Origin of the sequence: Pseudomonas brassicacearum (assembly GCF_918698105.1) — a bacterium.
Taxonomy (GTDB): Bacteria; Pseudomonadota; Gammaproteobacteria; order Pseudomonadales; family Pseudomonadaceae; genus Aquipseudomonas; species Aquipseudomonas brassicacearum_F.
In genome coordinates this window covers 1-24580 of the sequence record NZ_CAKKMI010000056.1, presented here as the reverse complement: position 1 = coordinate 24580, position 24580 = coordinate 1, and the positions used below count along the sequence as shown (strand labels likewise).

16 protein-coding genes are annotated in these 24580 nt (G+C 60.8%); 6 read left to right on the top strand and 10 right to left on the bottom strand.

The window, feature by feature from the left end; genetic code table 11:
* Positions 1-16: 16 nt before the first annotated feature.
* Positions 17-2296: a phosphoenolpyruvate--protein phosphotransferase gene (ptsP, locus tag LQ215_RS20470; protein ID WP_230152322.1), complete on the top strand. Its 2280-nt coding sequence runs from the start codon at positions 17-19 to the stop codon at positions 2294-2296.
* A gap of 123 nt (positions 2297-2419) precedes the next feature.
* On the opposite strand, the gene LQ215_RS20465 is transcribed toward ptsP, so the two are convergent.
* Complete coding sequence (locus LQ215_RS20465) at positions 2420-3166, bottom strand: NRDE family protein (RefSeq protein WP_230152321.1); 747 nt, start codon at positions 3164-3166, stop codon at positions 2420-2422.
* 327 nt (positions 3167-3493) lie between these two features.
* Between LQ215_RS20465 and LQ215_RS20460 the strand changes: the two genes are divergently transcribed.
* The 3 genes from LQ215_RS20460 (at position 3494) to LQ215_RS20450 (ending at position 6175) form a co-directional block, all read left to right on the top strand.
* A complete protein-coding gene (locus tag LQ215_RS20460; RefSeq protein ID WP_230152320.1) occupies positions 3494-4276 on the top strand; it encodes a sulfite exporter TauE/SafE family protein in 783 nt (260 codons plus the stop codon).
* A gap of 68 nt (positions 4277-4344) precedes the next feature.
* On the top strand, positions 4345-5154 hold the full coding sequence (gene lgt / locus LQ215_RS20455) for a prolipoprotein diacylglyceryl transferase (RefSeq protein ID WP_072342621.1): 810 nt from the start codon (positions 4345-4347) through the stop codon (positions 5152-5154).
* 49 nt (positions 5155-5203) lie between these two features.
* A complete protein-coding gene (locus tag LQ215_RS20450) occupies positions 5204-6175 on the top strand; it encodes a thymidylate synthase (RefSeq protein ID WP_134922381.1) in 972 nt (323 codons plus the stop codon).
* Positions 6176-6310: 135 nt separating this feature from the next.
* On the opposite strand, the gene cadR is transcribed toward LQ215_RS20450, so the two are convergent.
* Positions 6311-6757, bottom strand: a complete 447-nt coding sequence (gene cadR, locus LQ215_RS20445; RefSeq protein ID WP_003196623.1) for a Cd(II)/Pb(II)-responsive transcriptional regulator — start codon at positions 6755-6757, stop codon at positions 6311-6313.
* An 86-nt stretch (positions 6758-6843) separates the two neighbouring features.
* Here cadR and LQ215_RS20440 point away from each other — a divergent pair, with 86 nt between their 5' ends.
* Complete coding sequence (locus LQ215_RS20440; protein ID WP_230152319.1) at positions 6844-9063, top strand: heavy metal translocating P-type ATPase; 2220 nt, start codon at positions 6844-6846, stop codon at positions 9061-9063.
* A 153-nt stretch (positions 9064-9216) separates the two neighbouring features.
* On the opposite strand, the gene LQ215_RS20435 is transcribed toward LQ215_RS20440, so the two are convergent.
* The 3 genes from LQ215_RS20435 to LQ215_RS20425 are packed head-to-tail and all read right to left on the bottom strand — an operon-like array spanning position 9217 to position 14425.
* Complete coding sequence (locus LQ215_RS20435) at positions 9217-12264, bottom strand: efflux RND transporter permease subunit (RefSeq protein ID WP_230152318.1); 3048 nt, start codon at positions 12262-12264, stop codon at positions 9217-9219.
* A complete protein-coding gene (locus LQ215_RS20430; RefSeq protein ID WP_230152317.1) occupies positions 12261-13325 on the bottom strand; it encodes an efflux RND transporter periplasmic adaptor subunit in 1065 nt (354 codons plus the stop codon). The genes LQ215_RS20435 and LQ215_RS20430 overlap by 4 nt, the downstream gene beginning before the upstream one ends.
* Complete coding sequence (locus tag LQ215_RS20425) at positions 13322-14425, bottom strand: efflux RND transporter periplasmic adaptor subunit (protein WP_230152316.1); 1104 nt, start codon at positions 14423-14425, stop codon at positions 13322-13324. The genes LQ215_RS20430 and LQ215_RS20425 overlap by 4 nt, the downstream gene beginning before the upstream one ends.
* Before the next feature lie 232 nt (positions 14426-14657).
* On the opposite strand from LQ215_RS20425, the gene LQ215_RS20420 reads away from it, so the two are divergent.
* Positions 14658-15818 carry an AAA family ATPase gene (locus LQ215_RS20420; protein ID WP_230152314.1) on the top strand — a complete coding sequence of 387 codons (1161 nt, stop codon included), beginning with the start codon at positions 14658-14660 and terminating at the stop codon, positions 15816-15818.
* A gap of 108 nt (positions 15819-15926) precedes the next feature.
* On the opposite strand, the gene LQ215_RS20415 is transcribed toward LQ215_RS20420, so the two are convergent.
* The 5 genes from LQ215_RS20415 to LQ215_RS20395 form a co-directional block, all read right to left on the bottom strand.
* Positions 15927-16709, bottom strand: coding sequence for a MetQ/NlpA family ABC transporter substrate-binding protein (locus LQ215_RS20415; RefSeq protein WP_230152313.1), 783 nt, complete (start codon positions 16707-16709; stop codon positions 15927-15929).
* 180 nt (positions 16710-16889) lie between these two features.
* The gene (locus LQ215_RS20410; protein WP_230152312.1) at positions 16890-21620 is read right to left on the bottom strand and encodes an RHS repeat-associated core domain-containing protein; all 4731 of its coding nucleotides are present in this window, start codon (positions 21618-21620) and stop codon (positions 16890-16892) included.
* Between the two features lie 34 nt (positions 21621-21654).
* On the bottom strand, positions 21655-22602 hold the full coding sequence (locus tag LQ215_RS20405) for a hypothetical protein (protein ID WP_230152311.1): 948 nt from the start codon (positions 22600-22602) through the stop codon (positions 21655-21657).
* 260 nt (positions 22603-22862) lie between these two features.
* Positions 22863-23786 (bottom strand): sigma 54-interacting transcriptional regulator, encoded by a 924-nt coding sequence (locus LQ215_RS20400; RefSeq protein ID WP_230152310.1) that lies wholly within the window; start codon positions 23784-23786, stop codon positions 22863-22865.
* A 58-nt stretch (positions 23787-23844) separates the two neighbouring features.
* Positions 23845-24426 carry an alpha/beta hydrolase gene (locus tag LQ215_RS20395; protein WP_230152309.1) on the bottom strand — a complete coding sequence of 194 codons (582 nt, stop codon included), beginning with the start codon at positions 24424-24426 and terminating at the stop codon, positions 23845-23847.
* Between the last annotated feature and the right edge of the window lie 154 nt (positions 24427-24580).

Here is a 24580-nt window from a genome sequence, read left to right as displayed (position 1 = left end):
AGTTCGACCCCGAGCCATGCTCAATACGCTGCGCAAGATCGTCCAGGAAGTTAACTCCGCCAAGGATCTCAAGGCGGCGTTGGGGATTATTGTATTGCGTGTCAAAGAGGCCATGGGCAGCCAGGTCTGCTCGGTCTACCTGCTGGATCCCGAGACCAATCGTTTCGTGCTGATGGCCACCGAGGGCTTGAACAAGCGCTCCATCGGCAAGGTCAGCATGGCCCCCAATGAAGGCCTGGTCGGTCTGGTCGGCACGCGCGAAGAACCCCTGAACCTGGAAAACGCCGCGGATCACCCGCGCTACCGCTACTTTGCCGAAACCGGCGAAGAACGCTACGCCTCGTTCCTTGGCGCACCGATCATCCACCACCGTCGCGTTGTCGGCGTGTTGGTCATCCAGCAAAAAGAACGTCGCCAGTTCGACGAAGGTGAAGAAGCCTTCCTCGTGACCATGAGCGCGCAACTGGCCGGGGTTATCGCCCACGCCGAGGCCACCGGCTCGATCAGCGGCCTGGGGCGCCAGGGCAAGGGCATCCAGGAAGCCAAGTTCGTCGGCGTACCGGGCTCACCGGGCGCGGCGGTGGGCACGGCAGTGGTCATGCTGCCGCCCGCCGACCTGGACGTGGTGCCGGACAAGACCATCGCCGATATCGACGCCGAACTGGGGTTGTTCAAGACCGCCATCGAAGGCGTGCGCGCCGACATGCGCGCCCTGTCGGCCAAGCTGGCGACGCAGTTGCGCCCTGAAGAGCGCGCGCTGTTCGACGTTTACCTGATGATGCTCGACGATGCCTCCCTGGGCAGCGAAGTGACCACCGTCATCAAGACCGGCCAATGGGCCCAGGGCGCACTGCGCCAGGTGGTGACCGACCACGTCAACCGTTTCGAACTGATGGACGACGCCTACCTGCGCGAGCGCGCCTCGGACGTCAAGGACCTTGGCCGCCGGTTGCTGGCCTACTTGCAGCAAGAGCGCCAACAGGCCCTGGTCTACCCCGACAACACCATCCTGGTCAGTGAAGAGCTGACCCCGGCCATGCTTGGCGAAGTGCCCGAAGGCAAGCTGGCGGGGCTGGTCTCGGTGTTGGGTTCAGGCAACTCCCACGTGGCGATCCTGGCCCGGGCCATGGGCATCCCGACGGTGATGGGCCTGGTGGACCTGCCGTACTCCAAGGTCGACGGCATCCAGATGATCGTCGATGGCTACCACGGCGAGGTCTACACCAACCCCAGCGACGTGCTGCGCAAGCAGTTTGCCGATGTGGTCGAGGAAGAAAAGCAGCTGTCCCTGGGCCTGGATGCGCTGCGGGACCTGCCGTGCGTGACGCTCGACGGCCACCGCATGCCGCTGTGGGTCAACACCGGCCTGCTGGCCGACGTGGCCCGGGCGCAGAAACGTGGCGCCGAAGGTGTGGGCCTGTACCGCACCGAAGTGCCGTTCATGATCAACCAGCGCTTCCCCAGCGAAAAGGAACAGCTGGCGATCTACCGCGAACAACTGGCTGCGTTCCACCCGCAACCGGTGACCATGCGCAGCCTGGACATCGGCGGCGACAAGTCCCTGTCCTACTTCCCGATCAAGGAAGACAACCCGTTCCTCGGCTGGCGCGGTATTCGCGTGACGCTCGACCACCCGGAAATCTTCCTGGTCCAGGCCCGTGCCATGCTCAAGGCCAGCGAAGGCCTGAACAACCTGCGCATCCTGTTGCCGATGATCTCCGGCACCCATGAACTGGAAGAAGCCCTGCACCTGATCCACCGGGCTTGGGGCGAAGTGCGCGACGAAGGCACCGACGTGCCGATGCCGCCAGTGGGCGTGATGATCGAGATTCCGGCGGCGGTGTACCAGACCAAGGAACTGGCGCGGCAGGTGGACTTCCTGTCGGTGGGCTCCAACGACTTGACCCAGTACCTGCTGGCCGTGGACCGCAACAACCCGCGGGTCGCGGACCTGTACGACTACCTGCACCCGGCGGTGCTGCAAGCCTTGCAGAACGTGGTGCGTGACGCTCATGCCGAAGGCAAGCCAGTGAGCATCTGCGGCGAAATGGCCGGCGACCCGGCCGCCGCAGTGCTGCTGATGGCGATGGGGTTCGACAGCTTGTCGATGAACGCCACCAACCTGCCGAAAGTGAAGTGGATGCTGCGCCAGATCAACCTCAGCAAGGCTCAGGAATTGCTCGCGGAGGTGATGACCATCGACAACCCGCAAGTGATCCACAGCTCCTTGCAACTGGCGCTGAAGAACCTCGGGTTGGCGCGGATGATCAATCCGGCTTCGAACAAGACCCTCTGACCCCTATCGCGAGCAAGCTCGCTCCCACAGGGGATCTCGGTTGTTCACAAAATATGTGTTCACTGAAGATCCACTGTGGGAGCGAGCTTGCTCGCGATGAGGCCGGTAATCACACAGCAAAAACTAAACCCTGACTTCCGCCTCCCCCAAATGCCCCCCATGCGGCCCGAAACTGCGCTCGACCATCTGCCGCGTCCCGTCGGCATGGACAATCAGCGCCGTACTGGCCCGCGTCCCGTAGGCCGGGCTGGCGATGAACACACTCGATAGCAGCATCTCAGTCGCCACGCCCACCCCCGTATCAGGCAGCTCAGCCACCGGAGCAGGCTGCGGGTCGTTCAGCAGCGTAAGCAATGCCTCGGGCTGCGGATCATCCAGCACCTCGCCCAGCGCTGCGCGGGCCTTGAGCAACTTGGGCCAGGGTGTGTTCAATCCAGCGTTCGACAAGCCATAGAGCCCCTCGCCCAACCGCTGCGGCTGGGCATCGCGGGCGTTGTGGTGCCACAGCTCGACGGCATCGCCGAGCAGCAGGTTGAACCCGCCATACTCACTGGCGCGGGGCACGATTTCGCTCAAATAATCGGCGATCGACAGATTCCCGGTCAGAAACCGCGCCACCAGTTCGCCACGCGACTTGAATGCTGGCAACTGGCCCGGGTCACGGATGTTGGTCAGTGCCGCAAAGCGCCCCTCGGCGCCAATGCCGAGCCAGGTGCCGCCGGCCTCCAGATCGCGCCCGGCATGCACATGGGGCGCATCAGGCCACTGGGCCAGGGGCAAGGTCGGCCGGGCGTAGAATTCGTCGCGGTTGGCCGCCACGATCAGCGGTTGGGCGTGGCCGGGGCGCCAGGCAAATACGATCAGGCACATCAGGTTGTCCTGTGTAAGGAATGGAGCTTAACAACACTGCTTTTGTGGCGAGGGAGCTGGCTCCCGCTGGGCTCTGTAGGAGCTGGCGAAGCCTGCGATCTTTTGATCTTTGATCTTTCGCTTGAGATTCTAGTGTCTGGGGAAAGATCGCAGCCTCGCTTCGCTCCTCAGCTCCTACAGCGGGAGCAAGTTCCCTCGCCAAAAAAACCATGCGTTGCACCTACTCTACCCATACCTCCATCATGCATCCATCACCTTCAGTGGAGCCAGGGGCCATGGATCCGTTACCATGCCGCTCTTATTTCGGGGATGGGCGGGGAGAGGCTGGTGGAATTTGTGCTCTATCTGCTGCTCGGTGCCTGCGCCGGCGTGCTCGCCGGGTTGTTCGGCGTGGGTGGCGGGATGATCATCGTCCCGGTGCTGGTGTTCAGTTTCACTTTGCAGGGTTTCGACCCACAGGTGTTGACGCACCTGGCCGTCGGCACCTCGCTGGCATCGATCATCTTTACCTCGGTCAATGCCGTGCGTGAACACCAGCGCAAAGGCGCGGTGCGCTGGCCGATTTTCGCCTGGATGACCGTTGGGATCCTGATCGGTGCCGGTTTCGGCGCGATCACCGCCGAAGCGATTTCCGGCCCGCACCTGCAAAAGATCATTGGTGTATTCGCCATGATCGTCTCCGTGCAACTGGCCCTGGACTTCAAGCCCAACGCCAGTCGCAGCGTACCGGGTAAGGCCGGACTGACCCTGGCCGGCACGGTGATCGGCTGGGCCTCGGCGATTTTCGGCATCGGTGGCGGTTCGCTGACCGTGCCGTTTTTGACCTGGCGCAGCGTGCCGATGCAGCAAGCGGTGGCGACTTCGTCAGCCTGCGGTTTGCCGATCGCCCTGGCCAGTGCATTAAGTTTCATGATTCTGGGCTGGCACGATCCGCTGCTGCCGGCCCATAGTCTCGGTTTTGTGTATTTGCCGGCGCTGCTGGGCATCGCCCTGACCAGCATGGTCTTCGCCCGCTTCGGTGCGCGGCTGGCCCATCGCCTGTCACCGCGTCTGCTCAAGCGGCTGTTCGCCGCGCTGCTATTCTGCGTCGGCTTGAGTTTCCTGTTCTGACGCAATCCTGGCTTAATCCCGAGGTGGCAGCGTCGCCCGGGTATTTTTGACGTTTACGAGGAATATCAATGCTGCCTTACCCGCAGATCGATCCGGTGGCCCTGGCCATCGGCCCGCTGAAAATCCACTGGTACGGCCTGATGTACCTGGTCGGCATCGGCGGTGCATGGTTGCTGGCGTCGCGTCGGCTCAACCGCTTCGACCCGACCTGGAACAAGGAAAAGCTCTCCGACCTGGTGTTCTGGCTGTCCATGGGCGTGATCGTCGGCGGACGCCTGGGCTACGTGCTGTTCTACGACCTGAGTGCCTACCTGGCCAACCCGACGCTGATCTTTGAAGTCTGGAAGGGCGGCATGTCGTTTCACGGTGGGTTCATCGGCGTGATGCTGGCGGCGTTGTGGTTCGGCAAGCGCAACAACAAATCGTTTTTCGAGCTGATGGACTTCGTCGCGCCGATGGTGCCGATCGGCCTGGGCGCCGGGCGTATCGGCAACTTCATCAATGCCGAATTGTGGGGCAAGCCGACCGACGTGCCGTGGGCCATGATCTTCCCGCCGTTCAGCGACCCGGCGCAGTTGCCGCGTCACCCGTCGCAGCTCTATCAGTTCGCCCTCGAAGGCGTGGCACTGTTCCTGATCCTCTGGCTGTTCTCGCGCAAGCCGCGGCCAACCATGGCGGTGTCGGGCATGTTCGCGTTGTTCTACGGGATCTTCCGTTTCATCGTTGAATTCGTCCGCGTACCGGACGCCCAGCTCGGCTATCTGGCGTGGAACTGGCTGACCATGGGCCAAGTGCTGTGCCTGCCGATGATCATCGGCGGCCTGGCGCTGATCTGGCTGGCTTATCATCGTGCGCCGGCTGCGGCGGCCAAGGTTTAAAATTCGAACCCCGGGGCGCTGGCCCCGGGTTCAAGGACACAGGTAACCCATGAAGCAATATCTCGATCTGGTGGCCCACGTCATCAAGAACGGCACCAAGCAAGCCAACCGCACCGGTGTGAACACCATCAGTTTTCCCGGCGCCATGCTGCGCTATGACTTGAAAGACGGTTTCCCGGCCATCACCACCCGCAAGATGGCCTTCAAATCGGCCATCGGCGAGATGTGCGGCTTCCTGCGCGGCGTGAACAATGCCGCCGAATTCCGCGCCCTGGGCTGCAAGGTCTGGGACCAGAACGCCAACGAAAACGCCCAGTGGCTGGCCAACCCGTTCCGCCAGGGCGAAGACGACCTGGGCGAGATCTACGGCGTGCAATGGCGCAAGTGGCCGGCCTACAAACAGATCCCCTTGAGCAACCCGGCGGCCATCGAGCAGACGCTGGCCCAGGGTTATCGGCAGATCGCCGAAGGCGAAGAAAACGGTCAGGCCTACGTGGTGCTGTACAAGGCCATCGACCAGGTTCGCCAATGTGTCGACACCATCATCAAGGACCCGGGCAGCCGGCGCATCCTGTTCCACGGCTGGAACTGCGCCCAGCTCGATGAGATGGCCCTGCCGCCGTGCCACCTGCTTTACCAGTTCCACCCGAATGTCGAGACCAGGGAAATTTCCCTGACCCTCTACATCCGCTCCAACGACCTGGGCCTGGGCACGCCGTTCAACCTCACCGAAGGCGCCGCGCTGCTGAGCCTGATCGGTCGCCTGACCGGCTACACGCCGCGCTGGTTCACCTATTTCATCGGCGATGCCCACGTCTACGAAAACCACCTGGACATGCTCAACGAACAGCTCAAGCGCGAGCCGTTCCCGATGCCCAAGCTGGTGATTTCCGAGCGCGTGCCGGAATTTGCCAAGACCGGTGTGTACCAGCCTGAATGGCTGGAGCTGGTGGAACCGAGCGATTTCTCCCTCGAAGGCTACCAGCACCACGCGCCGATGACCGCGCCGATGGCGGTCTGACCACACCACCTCTCCCCTGTGGGAGCGAGCTTGCTCGCGATGAGGCCATTACATTCAACATAAATGTTGACTGCTAAGCCGCCATCGCGAGCAAGCTCGCTCCCACATTGGATCTGTATGTGCTCCAAGACCGGCTCAATGCCCGTGGCTACGCCCCACATGCGAATGCTCCACCTCCGGCGCCACCGCACCACTTACCTCCAGCCGCTGCAAGATCCCGCATTGATCCAGGTCCGGCCCTTCGCCGCAGCGATGGCGCAGGTCGATCAGTTGCGTCTGCAAGGCCAGCAGGCCGTCGATGCGGGCCTTGACGTGTTGGATGTGTTCGTCGATCAGCGCGTTGACGCTTTCGCACTGGTCCTGGGGGCTGTCGCGCAGGGCCAGGAGGCTGCGGATTTCTTCCAGGGTCATGTCCAGGGTGCGGCAATTGCGGATGAACGTCAGCCGCTCGGCATGGGCCTGGGTGTAGACGCGGTAATTGCCGTCGCTGCGGGCCGGTTCCGGCAGCAGGCCTTCGCGTTCGTAATAGCGGATGGTTTCGACCTGGCAGTCGGTGATTTTCGCCAGTTCTCCGATCTTCATGATGCGGCCTCCCAAATAGGTGCTTGACCCTATAGTGGCTACAGGGTCTTTACTGCGCAACAGGCACTTTTCACGGACGTCACCCGATGAGCGATTCCCTTCACATCCACAAACCCGACCACGGCCATGACCACGGGCATTCCTGCTGCGCCTCGAAAGCCGCCCCGGCTGTGGTCAACCTCGGCAAAACGCCGACGGACGGTGCGCGGCTGAGCAGTTTCCGCATCGAAGCCATGGACTGCCCCACCGAACAGACGCTGATCCAGAACAAGCTCGGCAAGCTCGAAGGCGTGCAGCAACTGGAGTTCAACCTGATCAACCGCGTGCTGGGCGTGACCCACGACTTGCCCAGCGACTCACCGATCATCAAGGCCATCGAATCCCTAGGGATGCAGGCCGAGCCGATGACTCCAGGCAAAGAGAAAGCCACCCCTGACTTGCCCGCCCCGGCCAAGCCCTGGTGGCCGCTGGCGCTGTCCGGCGTGACGGCCTTGGGTGCCGAGTTGATCCACTTCACCAACGCCGCGCCAACCTGGGTGGTCGCGCTGGTGGCGTTGGTGTCGATCCTCAGCGGCGGCCTGGGTACCTACAAGAAGGGTTGGATCGCCCTGAAGAACCGCAATCTAAACATCAATGCATTGATGAGCATCGCCGTGACTGGCGCCGTGCTGATCGGCCAATGGCCGGAAGCGGCGATGGTGATGTTCCTGTTCACTGTGGCCGAGCTGATCGAAGCCAAATCCCTGGACCGGGCGCGCAACGCCATCAGCGGCCTGATGCAGATGGCCCCGCAACAGGCCACCGTGCAACAAGCCGATGGCAGCTGGCAGGTGCAGGACGTAAAAGTCATCGCCCTCGGTGCGCGGGTACGGGTTCGCCCGGGCGAAAGGGTTGGCCTGGACGGCGACGTGGTCGCCGGTCGTTCGACCATTGACCAGGCACCGATCACGGGCGAGAGCCTGCCGGTGGAAAAAACCATCGGCGACAAGGTGTTCGCCGGCACCATCAACCAGGCCGGCGAATTGGAATACACCGTGACCGCGGCGGCCGATCATTCCACCCTGGCGCGGATCATCCACGCTGTGGAACAGGCCCAGGGCTCCCGCGCACCGACCCAGCGCTTCGTCGACCAGTTCTCGAAAATCTACACCCCGGCGGTGTTTGTCCTGGCCTTGGCCGTGGCCGTCATCCCACCGCTGTTCATGGGCGCGGCGTGGTTCGACTGGATCTACCGGGCGCTGGTGCTGCTGGTGGTCGCTTGCCCTTGCGCATTGGTGATTTCCACCCCCGTGACCATCGTCAGCGGCCTCGCCGCCGCTGCGCGCAAAGGCATCCTGGTCAAGGGCGGCGTGTACCTGGAGGGCGGCTACAAGCTCGACTACCTGGCCCTGGACAAGACCGGCACGATTACCCACGGCAAGCCGGTGCAAACCGACTATGTGACGCTGGACCCGAGCGTGGAAACCACCGCTCCGGCCCTGGCCGCCAGCCTAGCCGAGCGCTCCGACCACCCGGTTTCCCGGGCGATTGCCAACGCGGCTGTGGATAAACAACTGACGCAGCAGGTTGTGGATAACTTCGCAGCGCTTGCCGGGCGCGGCGTGCGCGGCGACATCGGCGGGCAGACTTATCACCTGGGCAATCACCGTCTCGTGGAAGACCTCGGCCTGTGCTCCCCCGAACTGGAGGAAAAACTCTTCGCCCTGGAAAAACAAGGCAAGTCCGTGGTGCTGCTGCTCGGCGCTACAGGCCCCTTGGCGCTGTTTGCCGTGGCCGACACCGTGAAAGACTCCAGCCGTGAAGCCATTCGGCAACTGCATGACCTGGGCATCAAGACCTTGATGCTCACCGGCGACAACGCCCACACTGCCGACGCGATTGCCGCGCAGGTGGGCATGGACCAGGCTCGGGGCGACCTGTTGCCCGAAGACAAGCTGCAAGCCATCGAAGCCTTGTACGCCCAGGGTCACCGCGTCGGCATGGTCGGCGACGGCATCAACGACGCCCCGGCCCTGGCCCGTGCGGAGATCGGTTTCGCCATGGCGGCGGCCGGCACCGACACGGCCATCGAAACCGCCGATGTCGCCTTGATGGACGATGATCTGCGCAAGATCCCGGCGTTCATTCGCCTGTCGCGGCAGACTTCCAGCATCCTGAAACAGAACATTGCCTTGGCGTTGGTGATCAAGGCGATCTTCCTCGGGTTCACCTTCGCCGGGTTCGCCACCATGTGGATGGCGGTGTTTGCCGACATGGGGGTGAGTTTGCTGGTGGTGTTCAATGGGTTGCGGTTGTTGCGTAAATAAGAAGTTTTCGGTGGCTGGACGGGCGCTATCGCGAGCAAGCTTTGCTCCCACAGATCTTTGCGAATACAGAATCTGAATTCACCACGGATCTGCTGTGGGAGCAAAGCTTGCTCGCGATGGGCTGCACAGCAGCCCTCATGAGTTAACGCCATTTCAATCGCGCTTGGGCTCGCGAATCTTGTACCAGGCCACATACAGCGCCGGCAGGAACAACAGCGTCAGCAGGGTGGCGATGATGATCCCGCCGATCATCGCGTAGGCCATCGGCCCCCAGAACACTTCCCGGGCAATCGGGATCATCCCCAGGCTCGCCGCGGCCGCCGTGAGCAGGATCGGTCGGCGCCGGTGCTCGGTGGCTTCCACCACCGCATCCCAAGGCTCGTAGCCGTCACGTTCGTATTCATCGATCTGGGTCACCAGGATCACCGAGTTACGGATGATGATGCCGATCAAGGCGAGGATCCCGAGGATCGCCACGAAGCCCATGGGCGTGCCTGTCGGCACCAGCGCCAGCACCACGCCGATCAACCCGAGGGGCGCGACGCTCGCCACCAGGAACAGTTTCTGCACGCTGTGCAGTTGGATCATCAGGAAAGTCGCCATCAAGAACAGCATCAGCGGCACGACGCTGGCGATCGGCCCTTGGGCCTTGCTGCTCTCTTCCACCGTACCGCCCGTGGCGACCTTGTAGCCCACTGGCAGGCCGGCAGCGAACTTGTCGATGTCCGGTTGCAGTTGCTTGACCAGGTCGGTGGGCTGGATCTCGTCGCGCACGGCAGCCTTGATGGTGATGGTCGGCTTGCGGTCGCGACGCCACACCAAGGGCTGTTCCAGTTCATAGCGCACCGTGGCGAACGCCAGCAACGGAATCGAGGTGCCGCCCGGGGTGACGATTTGCAGGTTCTGCAGGGTTTCCGGCGAACCCCGCTCAGCATCTTCGGCACGGCCGACCACGTCGATCAGGTAAATATCGTCGTTGACCTGGGTCACCGGCGAGCCGCTGACGATGCTGTTCATCAGCCTGGCCACATCATCGGAAGACAAACCCAACTGCCGCGCCTTGTCCTGGGCGATGTCGATGCGCAGCACCTTGCCCGGTTCGTTCCAGTCGTAAATGATTTCGCCAATGTGCGAGTTCTTGTCCAGCTCGGTGGCCAGTTCGATCGCATGCTTGCGCACCTGGTCGATGTCCTTGCCACTGACCCGGTACTGGATCGGCCGACCCACCGGCGGGCCCATTTCCAGGGCCTGCACGTAGCTGCCAATCCCGACGAAATCCTCGCGCAGACGCTTTTGCAGGCGCTCGGTGAGGGCCGTGCGCGACTCCAGGCCCTTGCTGACAATCACCAATTGCGCGTAGTACGGGTTCTGCAGTTGCTGGTCCAGCGGCAGGTAAAAGCGAATCGCGCCTTCGCCGATGTAGGTGCTCCAGCGCTCGATGTCCGGGTCGCCCTTGAGGGTCGCTTCCAGACGATCGACGGCCCGGCGGGTCTCGTCCATCGAGGCGTTCTGCGGCAGGTTGAGGTCCACCAGGATTTCCGGTCGGTCCGAGGACGGGAAAAACTGGTTCTGCACGAAGCGCATGCAAAACACCGCCAGCACGAACAGCAGCACGGTGATGCCGATGGCCCACCAGCGATTGCGCATCGCCCACAGCAGGCCGCCATTGAACGCCCGACCGACCCGCCCCGGCTCGGCGCTGTGGGGTTTGATGTTGGTGCTGAGGATGTGCACGCCGATCACCGGGGCAAACAGCACGGCGACGATCCACGACACCAGCATCGCCACGGCGATCACCGCGAACAGGGTGAAGGTGTACTCGCCAGCGGAACTGGCGTTCAGGCCGATGGGCACGAAACCGGCCACGGTCACCAGGGTCCCGGTCAACATCGGGAACGCCGTCGAGGTGTAGGCGAAGGTCGCGGCCTGTTCCTTGCTGTCGCCTTTTTCCAGGCGCGTGACCATCATTTCCACGGTGATCATCGCGTCGTCCACCAGCAGGCCGAGGGCGATGATCAACGCGCCGAGGGAAATCCGCTGCATGGTGATGCCGCTGTATTCCATGAACAGGAAGACCATCGCCAGCACCAGCGGAATCGAACAGGCCACCACCAGCCCGGCCCGTACGCCAAGGCTGATGAAGCTGACGACCAGGACGATGATCACCGCCTCGAACAGGGCACTGGTGAAGCCGCCGACCGCTTCCTCCACCACTTCGGCCTGGTCCGACACGGTATGCACGCCAACGCCCACCGGCAGGTCAGCGGTCAGCTCGCTCATGCGCGCATGCAATGCCTTGCCGAAGTCCTGGATGTTGCCGCCCTTCTTCATGGCGATGGCGAGGCCGATGGCCGGTGTGCCGTTGAAACGGAACATCGGCGTGGCGGGGTCGACGTAACCGCGGCTGATATCGGCGATGTCGGCCAGGCGATAGAAGCGGTCATTGAGCCGCAGATTGACGTTGGCCAGGTCTTTTTCCGACTGGAACTGCCCGGACGTGCGCACGGAAATCCGCTCCGGTCCGGCGTCGATGACCCCGGCCGGGGTCACGGCATTCTGCGATTGCAGGCTCTGCACCACCTGGCGCTGGTCGATGCCCAGCGCGGCGAGTTTGCGCGTGGAGAAGTTCAGGTACAGCACTTCATCCTGCTCACCCACCATCTCGACCTTGCCCAGGCCGGGGACGTCACGGATCTCGGCGCGCACCTGTTCCACGTAGTCGCGCAACTGGCGCATCGACAGGCCGTCGCCGGTGAAGGCATACACCGAACCGTAGACATCGCCGAATTCGTCATTGAAGCCTGGCCCTTGCAGGCCCTGGGGAAAATCACCGCGGATGTCATTGATCTTCTTGCGCACCTGGTACCAGATCTCGGGGATCTCCTTGGCGCCAGTGGTATCGAGCAAGTACACGAATACCGTCGATTCCCCCGGCCGGGTGTAGCTCTTCACATAATCAAGGGAGTCGAGTTCTTCGAGTTTTTTCTCGATGCGGTCGGTGACCTGCCTGAGGGTTTCTTCCTGGGTCGCGCCAGGCCAACGGGTCTGGATGACCATGGTCTTGATGGTGAACGATGGGTCTTCTTCGCGCCCCAGGTTCATGTACGAAAACACACCCATCAACAATGCCACGAACATCAGGTACCAGACGAACGACTGATGCCGCAGGGCCCATTCGGACAGATTGAAAGGCCCTTTCATCGTGCTTCCTCGTCGAGTTTCACTTTCTGCCCCGGCTGGAGACTGTTCACCCCGGCGCTGACCACGCGATCACCGGCCTTGATGCCGTTGGCCACCAGCACCGAGCTGGCCGTACGTTCGAGAATCCGCACGTCACGGGGCGAGACGGTCTGGCTGTGCGGGTCGACCAGCCAGATCCGCGCCTTGCCGTCGATTTCTTGCAACGCGCTGAGTGGCAGCTCGATGCGCGGTTCGATGGTCGAGCTCAGGGTCACGCTGATGGCCGTGCCCAGGCGAAAACCTGGCGGTGTATCGGCCAACGTCAGGCGCGCGCGGCGGGTACGGGTGGCGCTCTGGGCCTGGGGTTCGATCTCGCGCACGGTGGCGGTGGTGTGGATGCTCGGGTCCAATTGCGCGGCGACCTCGAACACCACGTCCGCGGGCAGGCGTTCAGCCAGACCGGCCGGCAGGTCGATCACCGCCTCCTTGATGTCCGGGCGGGCCAGGGTCACCACTTGCTGGCCTGCGGTGACGACCTGCCCGGCTTCGGCGTTCCAGGCCGTGACGATGGCATCGTGGTCGGTGTGCAGCTCGCTGTAGTTGAGCTGGTCGCGGGCCTGCTCCACCCAGGCCCGGGCCTGTTCGAGAGCAGCACCGGTGGTTTTCAGGTCGGTCTGGGCGATGTCCAGTTGCGCCTGGGCACCGACGCCACGGTCGAACAATTGCTGCTGGCGGCGGGCATTGGCCTGGGCATTGATGTACTGCGCCTCGATCCGCGCCAGATCGCCCTGGGCGGCGCGCAACTGGTTCTGCTGGTCGGTAGGGTCGAGCGTGGCAAGCAGGTCGCCCTTCTTGACCTGAGCGCCGACGTCGACATTGCGGCTGGCGATCCGTCCTGGCACGCGGAAACCCACGTCGCTCTCGTAGCGCGCCTGGATATTCCCGGCGAATCGCCCAAGCGCCTGCTGGTCGAGGGCCCTGACTTCAACGGACAACACCGGGCGCACCGGTTCGGGCGGCGCTTCTTCCTTGGAGCAAGCGGCCAGCAAGAGGCCGGCCGAGACCATCCACAAGCGCTTCATGGCTGGGCTCCCGACGTGATTTTTCCAGAGGTGTTTTCAGCGATCTCGACGCGTACGCCGGGGTGCAGCAATTGCCCGCCTGCGGTGATGATTTTCTCACCACCCTTGAGGCCATCGCTGATGATGACCTTGCCGGTCAGGTAGCGGCCGACGGTTACCGTCTGCAACTGCGCCTTGCCCTCGCCGTCCACCAGCCACACGGCCGGGTCGCTGAGGTTCTTGGTCAATGCCGACCAAGGCAGCTCGAAGGCGGTCTTGCCGGCGGACTTGGCCGTGGCGCTGACCACCGAGCCCAGGTGCATGCCTTCGGGTAAGTCATCGAGGGTGACCTTGACCTGCACGGTGCCGGTCTGGGCCGACACCGCCGGGGTGATCTCACGCACCGTGCCGGTGGTCTTGATGGCGGGGTTATCCAACAAACTGATGGTGATTGCAGAGTCCGACGGCGGTTCGCGCAACAGCGATTCGTAGATGTTGAACACAGCGTCGCGTTCGCCGTCCCGGGCCAGGCTGAAGATCGGCTCCGTGGCCTGCACCACCTGGCCGACTTCCGCCTGGCGCGCCGTGATGATGCCCGGAGCCTCGGCAACCAGGGCGGTGTAGCTCAGTTGTTCGCGGGCGTTGGCCAGTTGGGCCTGGGCGGCGGTCAGCGCACTCTGGCTGCTGCGCAGTTGCGCCTGGGCGGCGTCGTATTCGCTCTTGCTGGTGTAGCCCTTGGGCAAGAGTTTCTGCTGGCGCACGAACGCCGCCGCACTCTGCTTGACCCGCGCCTGCTCCGCGGCCACCTGGGCCTCGGCGGAGTCGACGCTGGTCTGCAAGTCCCGAGGATCGAGCCGGGCCAGCACTTGCCGGGCCGAGACGCGGTCGCCGACATCGACCTTGCGCTCGATGATCTTGCCACCCACGCGAAACGACAAGTCAGCCTGCACCCGCGCCTGGATATCGCCGGTCAGGGTCACCGAGGCGGCGTATTCGCTGGGCACGGCTTGTTGCACGAAAACCCGTGGCAGGGCTTTTTCTTCGGGCTTCTTATCACCGCACCCCGTCAACAATGCACACACGCCCAAACCAATGACCCATTTGATTCCGGGACCAGTCATGCAGACTCCTTTGCGCTGTACGGACGTACCAGTGACGATACGACTGTGAGCTTAGAACAGGGTTCAACGAATGCGTAGCAGTCAGGCAGACTGGTCTCTTCCCGTAGGAGCTGTCGAGCGAAGCGAGGCTGCGATCTTTTGTTCTTTCGCTTGAGATTCAATTGGGCTTGGAAAGATCGCAGCCTCGCTTCGCTCGACAGCTCCTACAACCCCATGCAGAAGGAGTTTGCTGATGCTCAAGACATTGGCGGTGGCCAACTATCGATCGATCAATAAATTGGTCATCCCCCTGGGCCGGCTGAACCTGATCACCGGCCCCAACGGCAGCGGCAAGTCCAATCTGTACCGCGCCCTGCGCCTGTTGGCCGAGACCGCCCAGGGCGGGGTAGTCAACGCCCTCGCCCGTGAAGGCGGACTGGACTCGACCTTCTGGGCCGGGCCGGAAGAAATCAGCCGGCGCATGCGTAACGGCGAGGTGCCGATCCAGGCGACGGCGTGGCAGCGTATCAAGCGCTTGCGCCTGGGTTTCGTCGGCGAGGACTTCAGCTACTCGATCTCCCTGGGGCTGCCGGAACCCAGTCTTTCAGCGTTTTCACTGGACCCTGAAATCAAGCGCGAATGCATCTGGGCCGGCCCGGTGTTTCGGCCGTCCAGCCTGCTGGTGGACCGCAACGGGCCGATGATCCGTGCCCGCGAAGGCCGTTCCTGGGAGGTGCTGGCCCAGTACACGCCGTCTTTCGACAGCCTGTTCGACCAGGTCGGCAGCCTGCGCACTTCGCCGGAGGTCTTGCAGATGCGCGAGTTCATTCGGCGCTGGCGCTTCTACGATCATTTTCGCAGCGACGCCGACGCCCCGGTGCGCCAGCCGCAACTGGGCACCCGCACGCCAGTGCTGCACCACGACGGACGCGACCTGGCCGCCGCGCTGCAGACCATCCTTGAAATCGGTGACGTCGAGGCCTTGCATGCCGCCATCGGCGACGCGTTTCCCGGTGCCCACCTGCACATCGAGAAACTGCAAGGCGGGCGTTTCGCCATCGCGTTTCAACAGCACGGCCTGCTGCGGCCGCTGTCCGCCGCCGAACTGTCGGACGGGACCCTGCGCTATCTGTTGCTGGTGGCCGCCCTGCTCACCCCACGCCCGCCCTCGCTGATGGTGCTCAACGAACCGGAAACCAGCCTGCACCCCGATCTGTTGCCAGCCCTGGCGCGGCTGATCATCCGGGCTTCAGCCAATTGCCAGGTCTGGGTGGTGTCCCACGCCACGCGCCTGATCGCCGCGCTGGAGCAGGATGAGGACTGCAATTGCATCGTGCTGGAAAAGGAGCTGGGACAGACCGGGATCGTCGGGCAGCGGGTGCTGGATGAACCGGCGTGGCATTGGGCGGATTGAGTGGCGCCTGATAAGCCGAATCGCGAGCAGGCTCGCTCCCACAATAAAAAACGCCGACGCGGTATCAGCCGTCGGCGTTTGAAACCGTGACAAGGTTTACCGCGCGAATCAGAACGCCGGCAGTACCGCGCCGCTGTATTTCTTCTCGATGAACGCCTTCACTTCAGGGCTGGTCAGGGCCTTGGCCAGTTTCTGGATGGCCGGGCTGTCCTTGTTGTCCGGACGGGCCACCAGGAAGTTGACGTAAGGCGAATCCGCACCTTCGATCACCAGTGCGTCCTTGGCCGGGTTAAGACCCGCTTCCAGGGCATAGTTGGTGTTGATCAGGTCCAGGTCGACCTGGTCCAGCACGCGCGGCAGCATGGCCGATTCCAGTTCCTTGAACTTGAAGTTGTGCGGGTTCTTGGCGATATCTTTCGGCGTCGCCAAGGCGTTTTTCGGATCTTTCAACTCGATCAGGCCAGCCTTCTGCAGCAGGATCAGCGCACGGCCGCTGTTGCTGCCTTCGTTAGGCAACGCGATGGTCGCGCCGTCTGGCAGGTCAGCCAGTTTTTTGTACTTCTTCGAGTAGCCGCCGAACGGTTCGACGTGAACGCCGATCACGGTCACCAGATGGGTGCCTTTGCCTTCGTTGAAGTTCGTCAGGTATGGCAGGGTCTGGAAGTAATTGGCGTCCAGGCGCTTCTGATCAACCTGTACGTTGGGTTGGACGTAGTCGGTGAAGACCTTGATTTCCAGGTCCACGCCTTCTTTGGCCAGGGTTGGCTTGATCAGCTCGAGGATTTCAGCGTGGGGCACCGGCGTGGCGGCCACCACCAGTTTCTCCGCAGCCTGGGCCAGGCCCGAGGCCAAGGCTGCCGCCAATGCGGTGAACAACAGAACCTTTTTCATGCAGTGTCCTTATCGAATATCACTGTCGTCAGGGACGACGGCCAATTGTGAGAGTGCCAGTGAAGTGCTATCGCTGGCGTGATGCGGAAGATACCGATATTTTTTATGCCTTAACAATATCATTTATCACGATGCTTAGACCGATAACTCATATATAGAGAAAGGTGCCCCTGCCTGTCATCACGCAAATCGGATATCCGAGCCTCGTTCCCTGACGTCGCCATAGATGTCGTCGAACGCCTGCCCGCCCCGATCCTGACCGGACCATCCATCCTCCGCCTGGAAAAACCCTTTGAGTTTCTCGATGTATCGATCTCTATCAATCATGTACCTGACGCCGTCGACCGGGTATTTGGCATAGTCGACCACATCCTTGGCTGTCAGCACATTTCCCAGATCTTTTTGAAGCGCGATGAGGTTGCGCTGCCCGCCTCTACGAATCAAAGGGCTCGCCGCCCTGCCATGCCCTCCGATGCGCGTCGTGCGCAAGGCATTTTGGCGACTCACTGTCACGACATCACCGAGCGAATCGACGGTTTTCTGCAGCGCGACCGAGGTGCCTTTACCTAGCACTTTGCCCGCCAGGGAAGCCCCACCGGACGCAACCCCCAAGGCAATGCTGGCGTAACTCAGGATCTGAGTGGCCACGGCGTCCGGAGCAGCTTCTTCTAATATCATCGATGCAATGGATACCGCACCTGACACCACCTCCAGCGTCAACGCCGCCGCGGCCGAAAATGACATCCCGACCAAGGGCGCGGATGCGCCTAAGGTCGCAATGGTGAACGCAACGGAAGCCACTGCGAATGCAGCCGTAAGGCCAATCTTGATCCAGCCCCAGGTGGAAATATGACCGGTCGGATCGTTGAGATTGATCGGGTCCCCGAGGCAGTAGGCATATGGATTGAGGCCGCCGCCATCGAAAGGGCTCCAACTGTCGGGCCGGTGGAATCTCATCAATACCGGATCGTAGGCCCGATAGCCGTTGCCGAGCAGGTAACAACCGGTCGCGGGGTCAAGCGGTTCGCCGCTGAAGCCGAACAGGCTTGCCAACCCATCCGACACCGGGCGCTGCCCATAGGGCGCATAGGCGAGCCTGGTGTTGTCGCCGCCAGACAGCACCTGCAAGACGTTGCCATAGGCATCGGTGCTCAATAGTGCCGTCTGCGGACCTTGTAGCAACGCCAACAACTGCTGGCCCTCGCGCACGACGCTGCGGCTCTCATCATCTGTAACCTCGCCGCAAAACTGCTCTTCACGGTAGAAGCGCCGACACGGTTTTTCATTCATCAATTCAAAGGCATGGAGCCGGTCCGAGGCATCATATCGATAGCGGGCCAACGTCAACCTCGAGTCTGTCGACGTCACGTTTTCCAGGCGACCCAGCTCGTCGTAAACAAGCCCGCGCCCCTGTGAATCATTGAGCAGATTGCCGTCGGTGTCGTAATTGAAGGTCGAATTGGCGGACACGTAGTCGGGATGACTGTGGATGACAGCACTCAGTTGGGTTTTGTCAGTCAGGTCATATCGATAGTTTGCAATGTTTTCGCCGCCTGCGAAGCGTGTCACCACCTGACAAATGTTGTCGAGATAGTCGTAGGTGTAGTTCTGGGAAACGATGACTTTGCCCTGGGAATCCACGGGTGCCTGCTTGCCTTCACAAGCATAAAGCGTCAAGCGGCCCCGTAAGTCATAGGTGAACGACTCAAGGCGCAGAACCTCATTGTTGGAGGTGAGCGTGCGCCGACTGAGCTTATCGCCAGGGCCGAACGACTGGCCCACCTCGATGACGTCATTTTCCCCAGAGCTGGAGCGGCGAAGAATCTCGCGACCAAATTCGTCGTACGCCAGATCGGTGACCATCGAAAGGCGCGTTTGAGAGTCGGCAACGGCAATACAACTGACTTGCCCTCGAGAGTCGTACGAGTAGGTGACAGCGATTGGGCCTTGAGTGATTCCCGACAACCGTCCCGTCTCGTCATAGCGGCAGGTGCGGTTCGTGCCGTTGACATCCGTATGACCGATCGGCTTTCCCATCAAGGAATAGGTTTGCAGACTATCGAACCGGTCGAGTGCGGTTATCCATGACTCCCGGCTGAGCCGACCGGAAGCAAAATACTCCAGGCGTCGCTGAACCAGCGAGTTGGCCGTCTCCTGAAGCAGGCCGGTGTGCGGATCGAAACGGTGCCTGGCCAAAACCGACGCCTGGCTGCCTGAACGCTCGGTGACGCGATCATCGAGCAAAGGATCAAGGGTGAACCGCAGGACTTTGCCGGCCGGTGTGATCGTCTGCGAGGCGTTCCTGCTGGAACCTTCATAAACCATCCGTTCGGTTCGACCACCTGACTGGGTGCCCGTAATACGCATCAGTCCATCGTAGGTGCGAGTCCCCACGACATAGCCGTTTGCGCTGATTTGCGTGGGATAGTCACCCTGGCTTTGAGCCGCGTAGCTTTTTCCAATCACCGTGCCGTCGGGTAAAATTGTGCTCAGCACGCGACCGCCCAAGTCGTATGCGTAGCGGGTAACCGCCCCATCGGAAGCCGTTTGCCTGATACACCGTCCCAGACCATCGTATTCGTAGGCGGTTACCTCGCGCACAACGCCTGACAGGTCCACACGTTCGACGCGCGACGGTTTCTCCAAAGCATTAATAAATGTACGAGTCTTGCCGCCGCCCTCCACCCACTCGGTACGGGTGCGAGCTACAGGATCAATCTCATCATGAACGGTCACTTGCCCACGGCGAATGGTGCGGTTCTGGTGCCCCCACTGATCGTACTCATACAGGCTCTCCAGTGTTTTCGGCTTGCCGTTGAACCAATCGGTGTGTTTATCCGACTGCAGGCGACCGAGCCCGTCGTATTGGGCCTCATGGATCACGCGCATGGGCGCACCAGGTTCATCGACGTCCTGTTTCTCGACCCTTATGGTGCGTCCAAGTCCGTCGCTGTGGGTAGCTGTCAGGCAGCCGCGGGCATCCTTGACGGTAACGGTGACAAACGGATCGCTGGACGTGGCGGCCCGATAGGTGAATTGACGGGACGCTGAGCTGTCAGTGTCGGGCATCACCGTCTCACAGGTCAGTTGCCCCAGAGAATCGTATTCGATGCTGACGGTACTGCCGCCAGATTCACAGGTTCTGATCAGCCACCCGCATTCGTCATGCCATTCCTGCCGCCGATGGCTCAGTCCCTGAGCGCTAAAGGTCAGATCGGTGCGAACGTTATCGTTTTCACGCTGGTACACATAACGGTGTTCACTGCGCACGCCGCCTACGGTTTCAACCTTGCTGTGCAGCCGTCCATGAAAGAAATCCCTGCTGTTGTTGACGTACCGTAAACGACAATCCACCCGTGGCTCGCTGACGCCGTCTTCGTACAGTGTTTCGCTGGCGAGCCGGATACAGCCGCCACCACCGGGACGCAACGAGGGCAGTTGCGTATAGGTATATCGAACCACCGTCGTCGGCGCGACGGCGAAATCAGGGGAGGCGATGATCGACTTCTGCTTGAGAAAACACGGCACGCCTATGGGGCTGGCAGGACAATCCGCCCCCCCTTGCGCCGGGAAATATTCATAGACCTCCCGCGCCCCGGACGGGCTGGTTTTTTCCAGCAGGTTCCCATGTTCATCATAAGAAGTGCGGGTAACCTCGGTCCTGGTATTGCTGCGGCCCGCCCCCTCAGCCACGCGGGTGTCAAAAAAACTGTCACGCACGACGCGCGGCAACTGGAACCGTGGGGGCTGATCACGGAAAGCCCGATTGGGCTCATCGTAATATTCGATTTCCCGCAGGTGCATCGTGCCGACGCGGATGGTCCTTTGCGAAATCATCGAATGAAAGCGATTGTAGGTGCGAATGATTCGAGAGGCCTCACGTACGCCGCGAGTGCCGGAGTCCATCTGGATTTGAGTAGAGGAGTATTCATAGTTGCCGCGCTCGTCATAAAGCACATCACGCTCAGCGGACCATCGAACGCTTGAACCATACCCAAGGAAATTTCTGCCCGAATACTCGTAAACGTTAAAAATCGGCGGCTGCCCCCCGCCAGGAGACACAACCGATTGGACGACAACGGGCAAGTAGGTTGCCGGCGCCCCAGTGGGGAGCTTGTGGCCCTGAGCTTTGTAGGTAAGCCTTTCCTGGGCACCGTTTGGCTGACGAACTTCTCTCATCACCAAATATCCACTACTTCGCTCATAGCCAAAGGACCAGACCGATGCACTGTCTTGCGCGGTGACCAGCCTGATGCGTGCGAGCACTCCGTTCTGCAGTGCAAGCAGGTACTGGCGCTTCTTGGAAGGAATATCCGGCCACACGGTAATCGTGGGTGGCGTCGGGCTGTTCTGGGCGTAGTCGATATGCATGACACGGCGATGTTGATGATAGGCGGCCACCAATTGTCGTCGTCCGGATAAAAGACGATATTCATAACGTGTTTCCTTGCCATCGGGGCAATACTCACGCGTCAGCAGCCACTCGTTATAATCCGTACTCGGACGTGACAGAACCTCGGCCCTGCCATCGATATGTTCAATGACAAGTTCGTCACCTTGCACGGTGACGCTCAAGTTATCGAGTTTTTTATCCTGGAAAGCAACCTGACTGCCACTCATGAAAAGTTGATAAGTCTCACCGTTTGTCAGCGTCAATTTCCGTTGGCGCTGATCGTAGCTGCAGGTGCGAAGGGACCACCCGGTTCCTAGACCAAGATTCTGATCATTAAAGGAATCGTATGAGAGGGTCATTGAGACCTTCGGCCCACCGGTTGCGTCATCCGGCGCCGCGTCCAACGCCACGCTGCAACTGTAGCTACCGGTACGGGGATCCACGCCCGAACGGACGAAACTGTCAAACTTAAAGGCAGCCGAAGTTAATTGCCCGGCGGGAGAATACGAGAGCGTCATGGGTTTCATCCTTGAAATAGTTGTTTTTGTTTTATCAATAAACCCGAACCGTCAGCGGGTTATCGGTTAGCTCCAGGTGCAACTGATGGAAATTTCCATACATATCGCGCAATTCGAACGAGGTTTTGCTCACAGGGTCTCGGACCCACACGCGTCCACCGTGCTTCCCGTAGGCGAGCACCCATGCCACATTTCGGTTTCCGCTCCGGTCCCTTCCCAGCGCATCCGGCAGATCCCAATACACCCGCGCTCCCGTTCGCATGGACCTGCCATTCCCATACCCGACAACGTAGTAACCTGTGTATCGGCTGTCCGAGCTTCCTATCCGAAGATGAGCACTCATGCTGAAATCCGTGACGAACTCCATTCGCTGCTGATCAATGATCAGCTCCAGATTGAAAACCTCGACTTTCTCGATATCACCGCGACTGGTATAGGGGGCCGAAGTGCGACGAACCGAATACTGCTCAGGTCGATAAGTCGCCGGAGGAAGTGGAACCAGTGCGAGAGCACCAAAGTTTTTCAGCTTATCGGAGTGAAACGTTACGCCGTCTGCTCGCGTGATACGCAATTGCAAGTCAATCGGCCTGTCGGAGCTGGACGTGACATAAAAATCCTTTGTGTAAACAAACTCCCCCGACGGCACTGGGCCTTGGACAGGACCATTAGGAGGAAGTTGGCGGAAACGGCTGTCTTCCTGTTCAGTGTATTTCCAGACACCGACGTCACCCCGATTCCTGTCTTTAATTAATGCCACCCCGGTGATGCCATTAATCAACGCAATAGAATCAAATTCGGACTGGATCAGTGAAGTACTGTAGCCGAGCCAATCCGTCACCTCGACGAATACTTTTACCAGCAATTGTTGATAGCCGTTTCTGTACAGTTGGTTACCCCCCGTTACGGAAACAATTCCAAATTTTTTTACATCCGTCCATATCGATTCGCGCACCATGACAGGTTGGTTATTTTTATCGTCCATTGTCTAATCCTCGGTATCTATTAATTGAATTGTTATCGTCTTTCTGCTTGGTCGATTACATTGCTTTTGCCATTCAATTAATGATGACTACCGAATGGGTAATCAAGCTCGAAAACCACACAAATTATTTGCAGGAACAGCTTACAAAGTTCATGAACAATCGCACGCTTCACAAGAACACACTTAATATTCACATAACAAAAACCCCGACGATATAAAGACCATCAGGGTTAAGTCATTCGGTGAGGCTGATGTACAAATCAGAGGCCGGCGAACCACTGTTTTAATTGTTCAAGTTGCTGGTGCTTGCCTTGCCCGATCAACGTAAGCGCCAGGTGCTTGATTCTTTCCGAAGGCTCCGTGGGAGGTGGCAAATTGAGATGCTCCGGCAATATGTAATCGCCATCACTCACCAACAACGCAAAATGAATAACGTTTTCCAATTCGCGGGTGTTGCCCGGCCAGTCATGCTGTTCCAGCACGTGCTGCGCCGCCTCGCTGATCAGCGGCACCGTCAGGCCAAGGCGCTGGCTGTAGATGCCCAGGAAATACTCGGCCAGTGACAGGATGTCGCCCACCCTCTCACGCAGGGCGGGCAATTCGAGCCGGCCTTCACTCAGGTAGTGATAGAGCCGTTCGTGGAATTTTCCGGCGGCCACCGCTTGCGCCAGGTCGATGCTGGTGGCCGCGACCAAGCGCACGTCCATCGGACTGGGCTGATGCGCGCCGACGCGGGTGACTTCGTGGTTTTCCAGCGCGGCCAGCAACTTAATCTGGATCGGCAGCGGCAAGTCACCAATCTCATCCAGATACAACGTGCCGCCATTGGCCGAGCCGAACCAACCGGCCCGGCTGCTGGCCGAGCCGCTGTAGCTGCCGGCGGCATAACCGAACAGTTCAGCGTCGGCATAGGTTGGGCTGATGGCGCCGCAGTTGACCGAGACAAACAACCCGCCGCGATTGCTCTCGCGATGGATGTGTCGGGCCAGCAACTCCTTGCCGGTACCGGTTTCCCCGCGGATCAACACCGAGACTGAACGCGGTGCCAACGCTTCCAGTTCCTGGCGCAACTGCCGCGAACGCGGGTCGACAAAGACCAGCGCTTTGGCGCGGATACTCAGGGGGCTTTTTTCCGCATCGGGAAAGGTCAGCAATGGCTGACCGAAATGTTCATGCGAACTCATGACAGACTCCCGCCCTGCACCGTCGGCAGACGGAAGGGCATTAACATGCAAGGGCGATTCAAGCGCGACGCAGGACGTGATGCTCCATGCGGCTTTGCAAGCGATAGAGATAAGCGAAACCCTGCTCCCAGCGCTGGTGGCCGGATTTCACGTTGATATGCCCCGCCCTCGCCAGGATCCCGGCCTCGGCCCCCCAATTGCGCGCCAACTCCAGAGCTCGCGCGGCACTGACCGCCGCGTCATTGTCGGAGCTGACCACTTGGCTGGGGAACGGCAGCAGATCGGTGGGAATCGGCGCGAAATTGCGCAGCGCTGGCGCACAGGCCGGCCGCTCCACATCCGCAGGCGCCACCAGCAACGCCCCACGGATCTGCCGCAACAACTGCACCGGCGCAGTGGCCGCCCAATGCGCGATCGTGATGCAACCCAAGCTATGGGCAATCAGGATCACCGGCGTGCTGTCGGCGGCCACGGCCTCGGCCAGCGCCGCGACCCAGTCTTCACGCCGAGGCGTCAGCCAGTCGGCCTGTTCGACCCGGGCGCTGTTGGGCAGGCTGTTCTGCCAGTGGGTCTGCCAATGATTTTCCGGCGATCCTTGCCAGCCCGGCACAATCAGGTAGCGAATCGATTCGTTGCGCATGGGTGCTCTCCTGCGTGTCTGTTCCCGGACGAGTATAGGGAGGAGAGCCATATTACTTAAGGAATAAGAAGATATTTATTAAGACCAAAAAAGAATATTAACTCGAACCTGTGGGAGCGAGCTTGCTCGCGATAGCGGTATGTCTGGTACATCC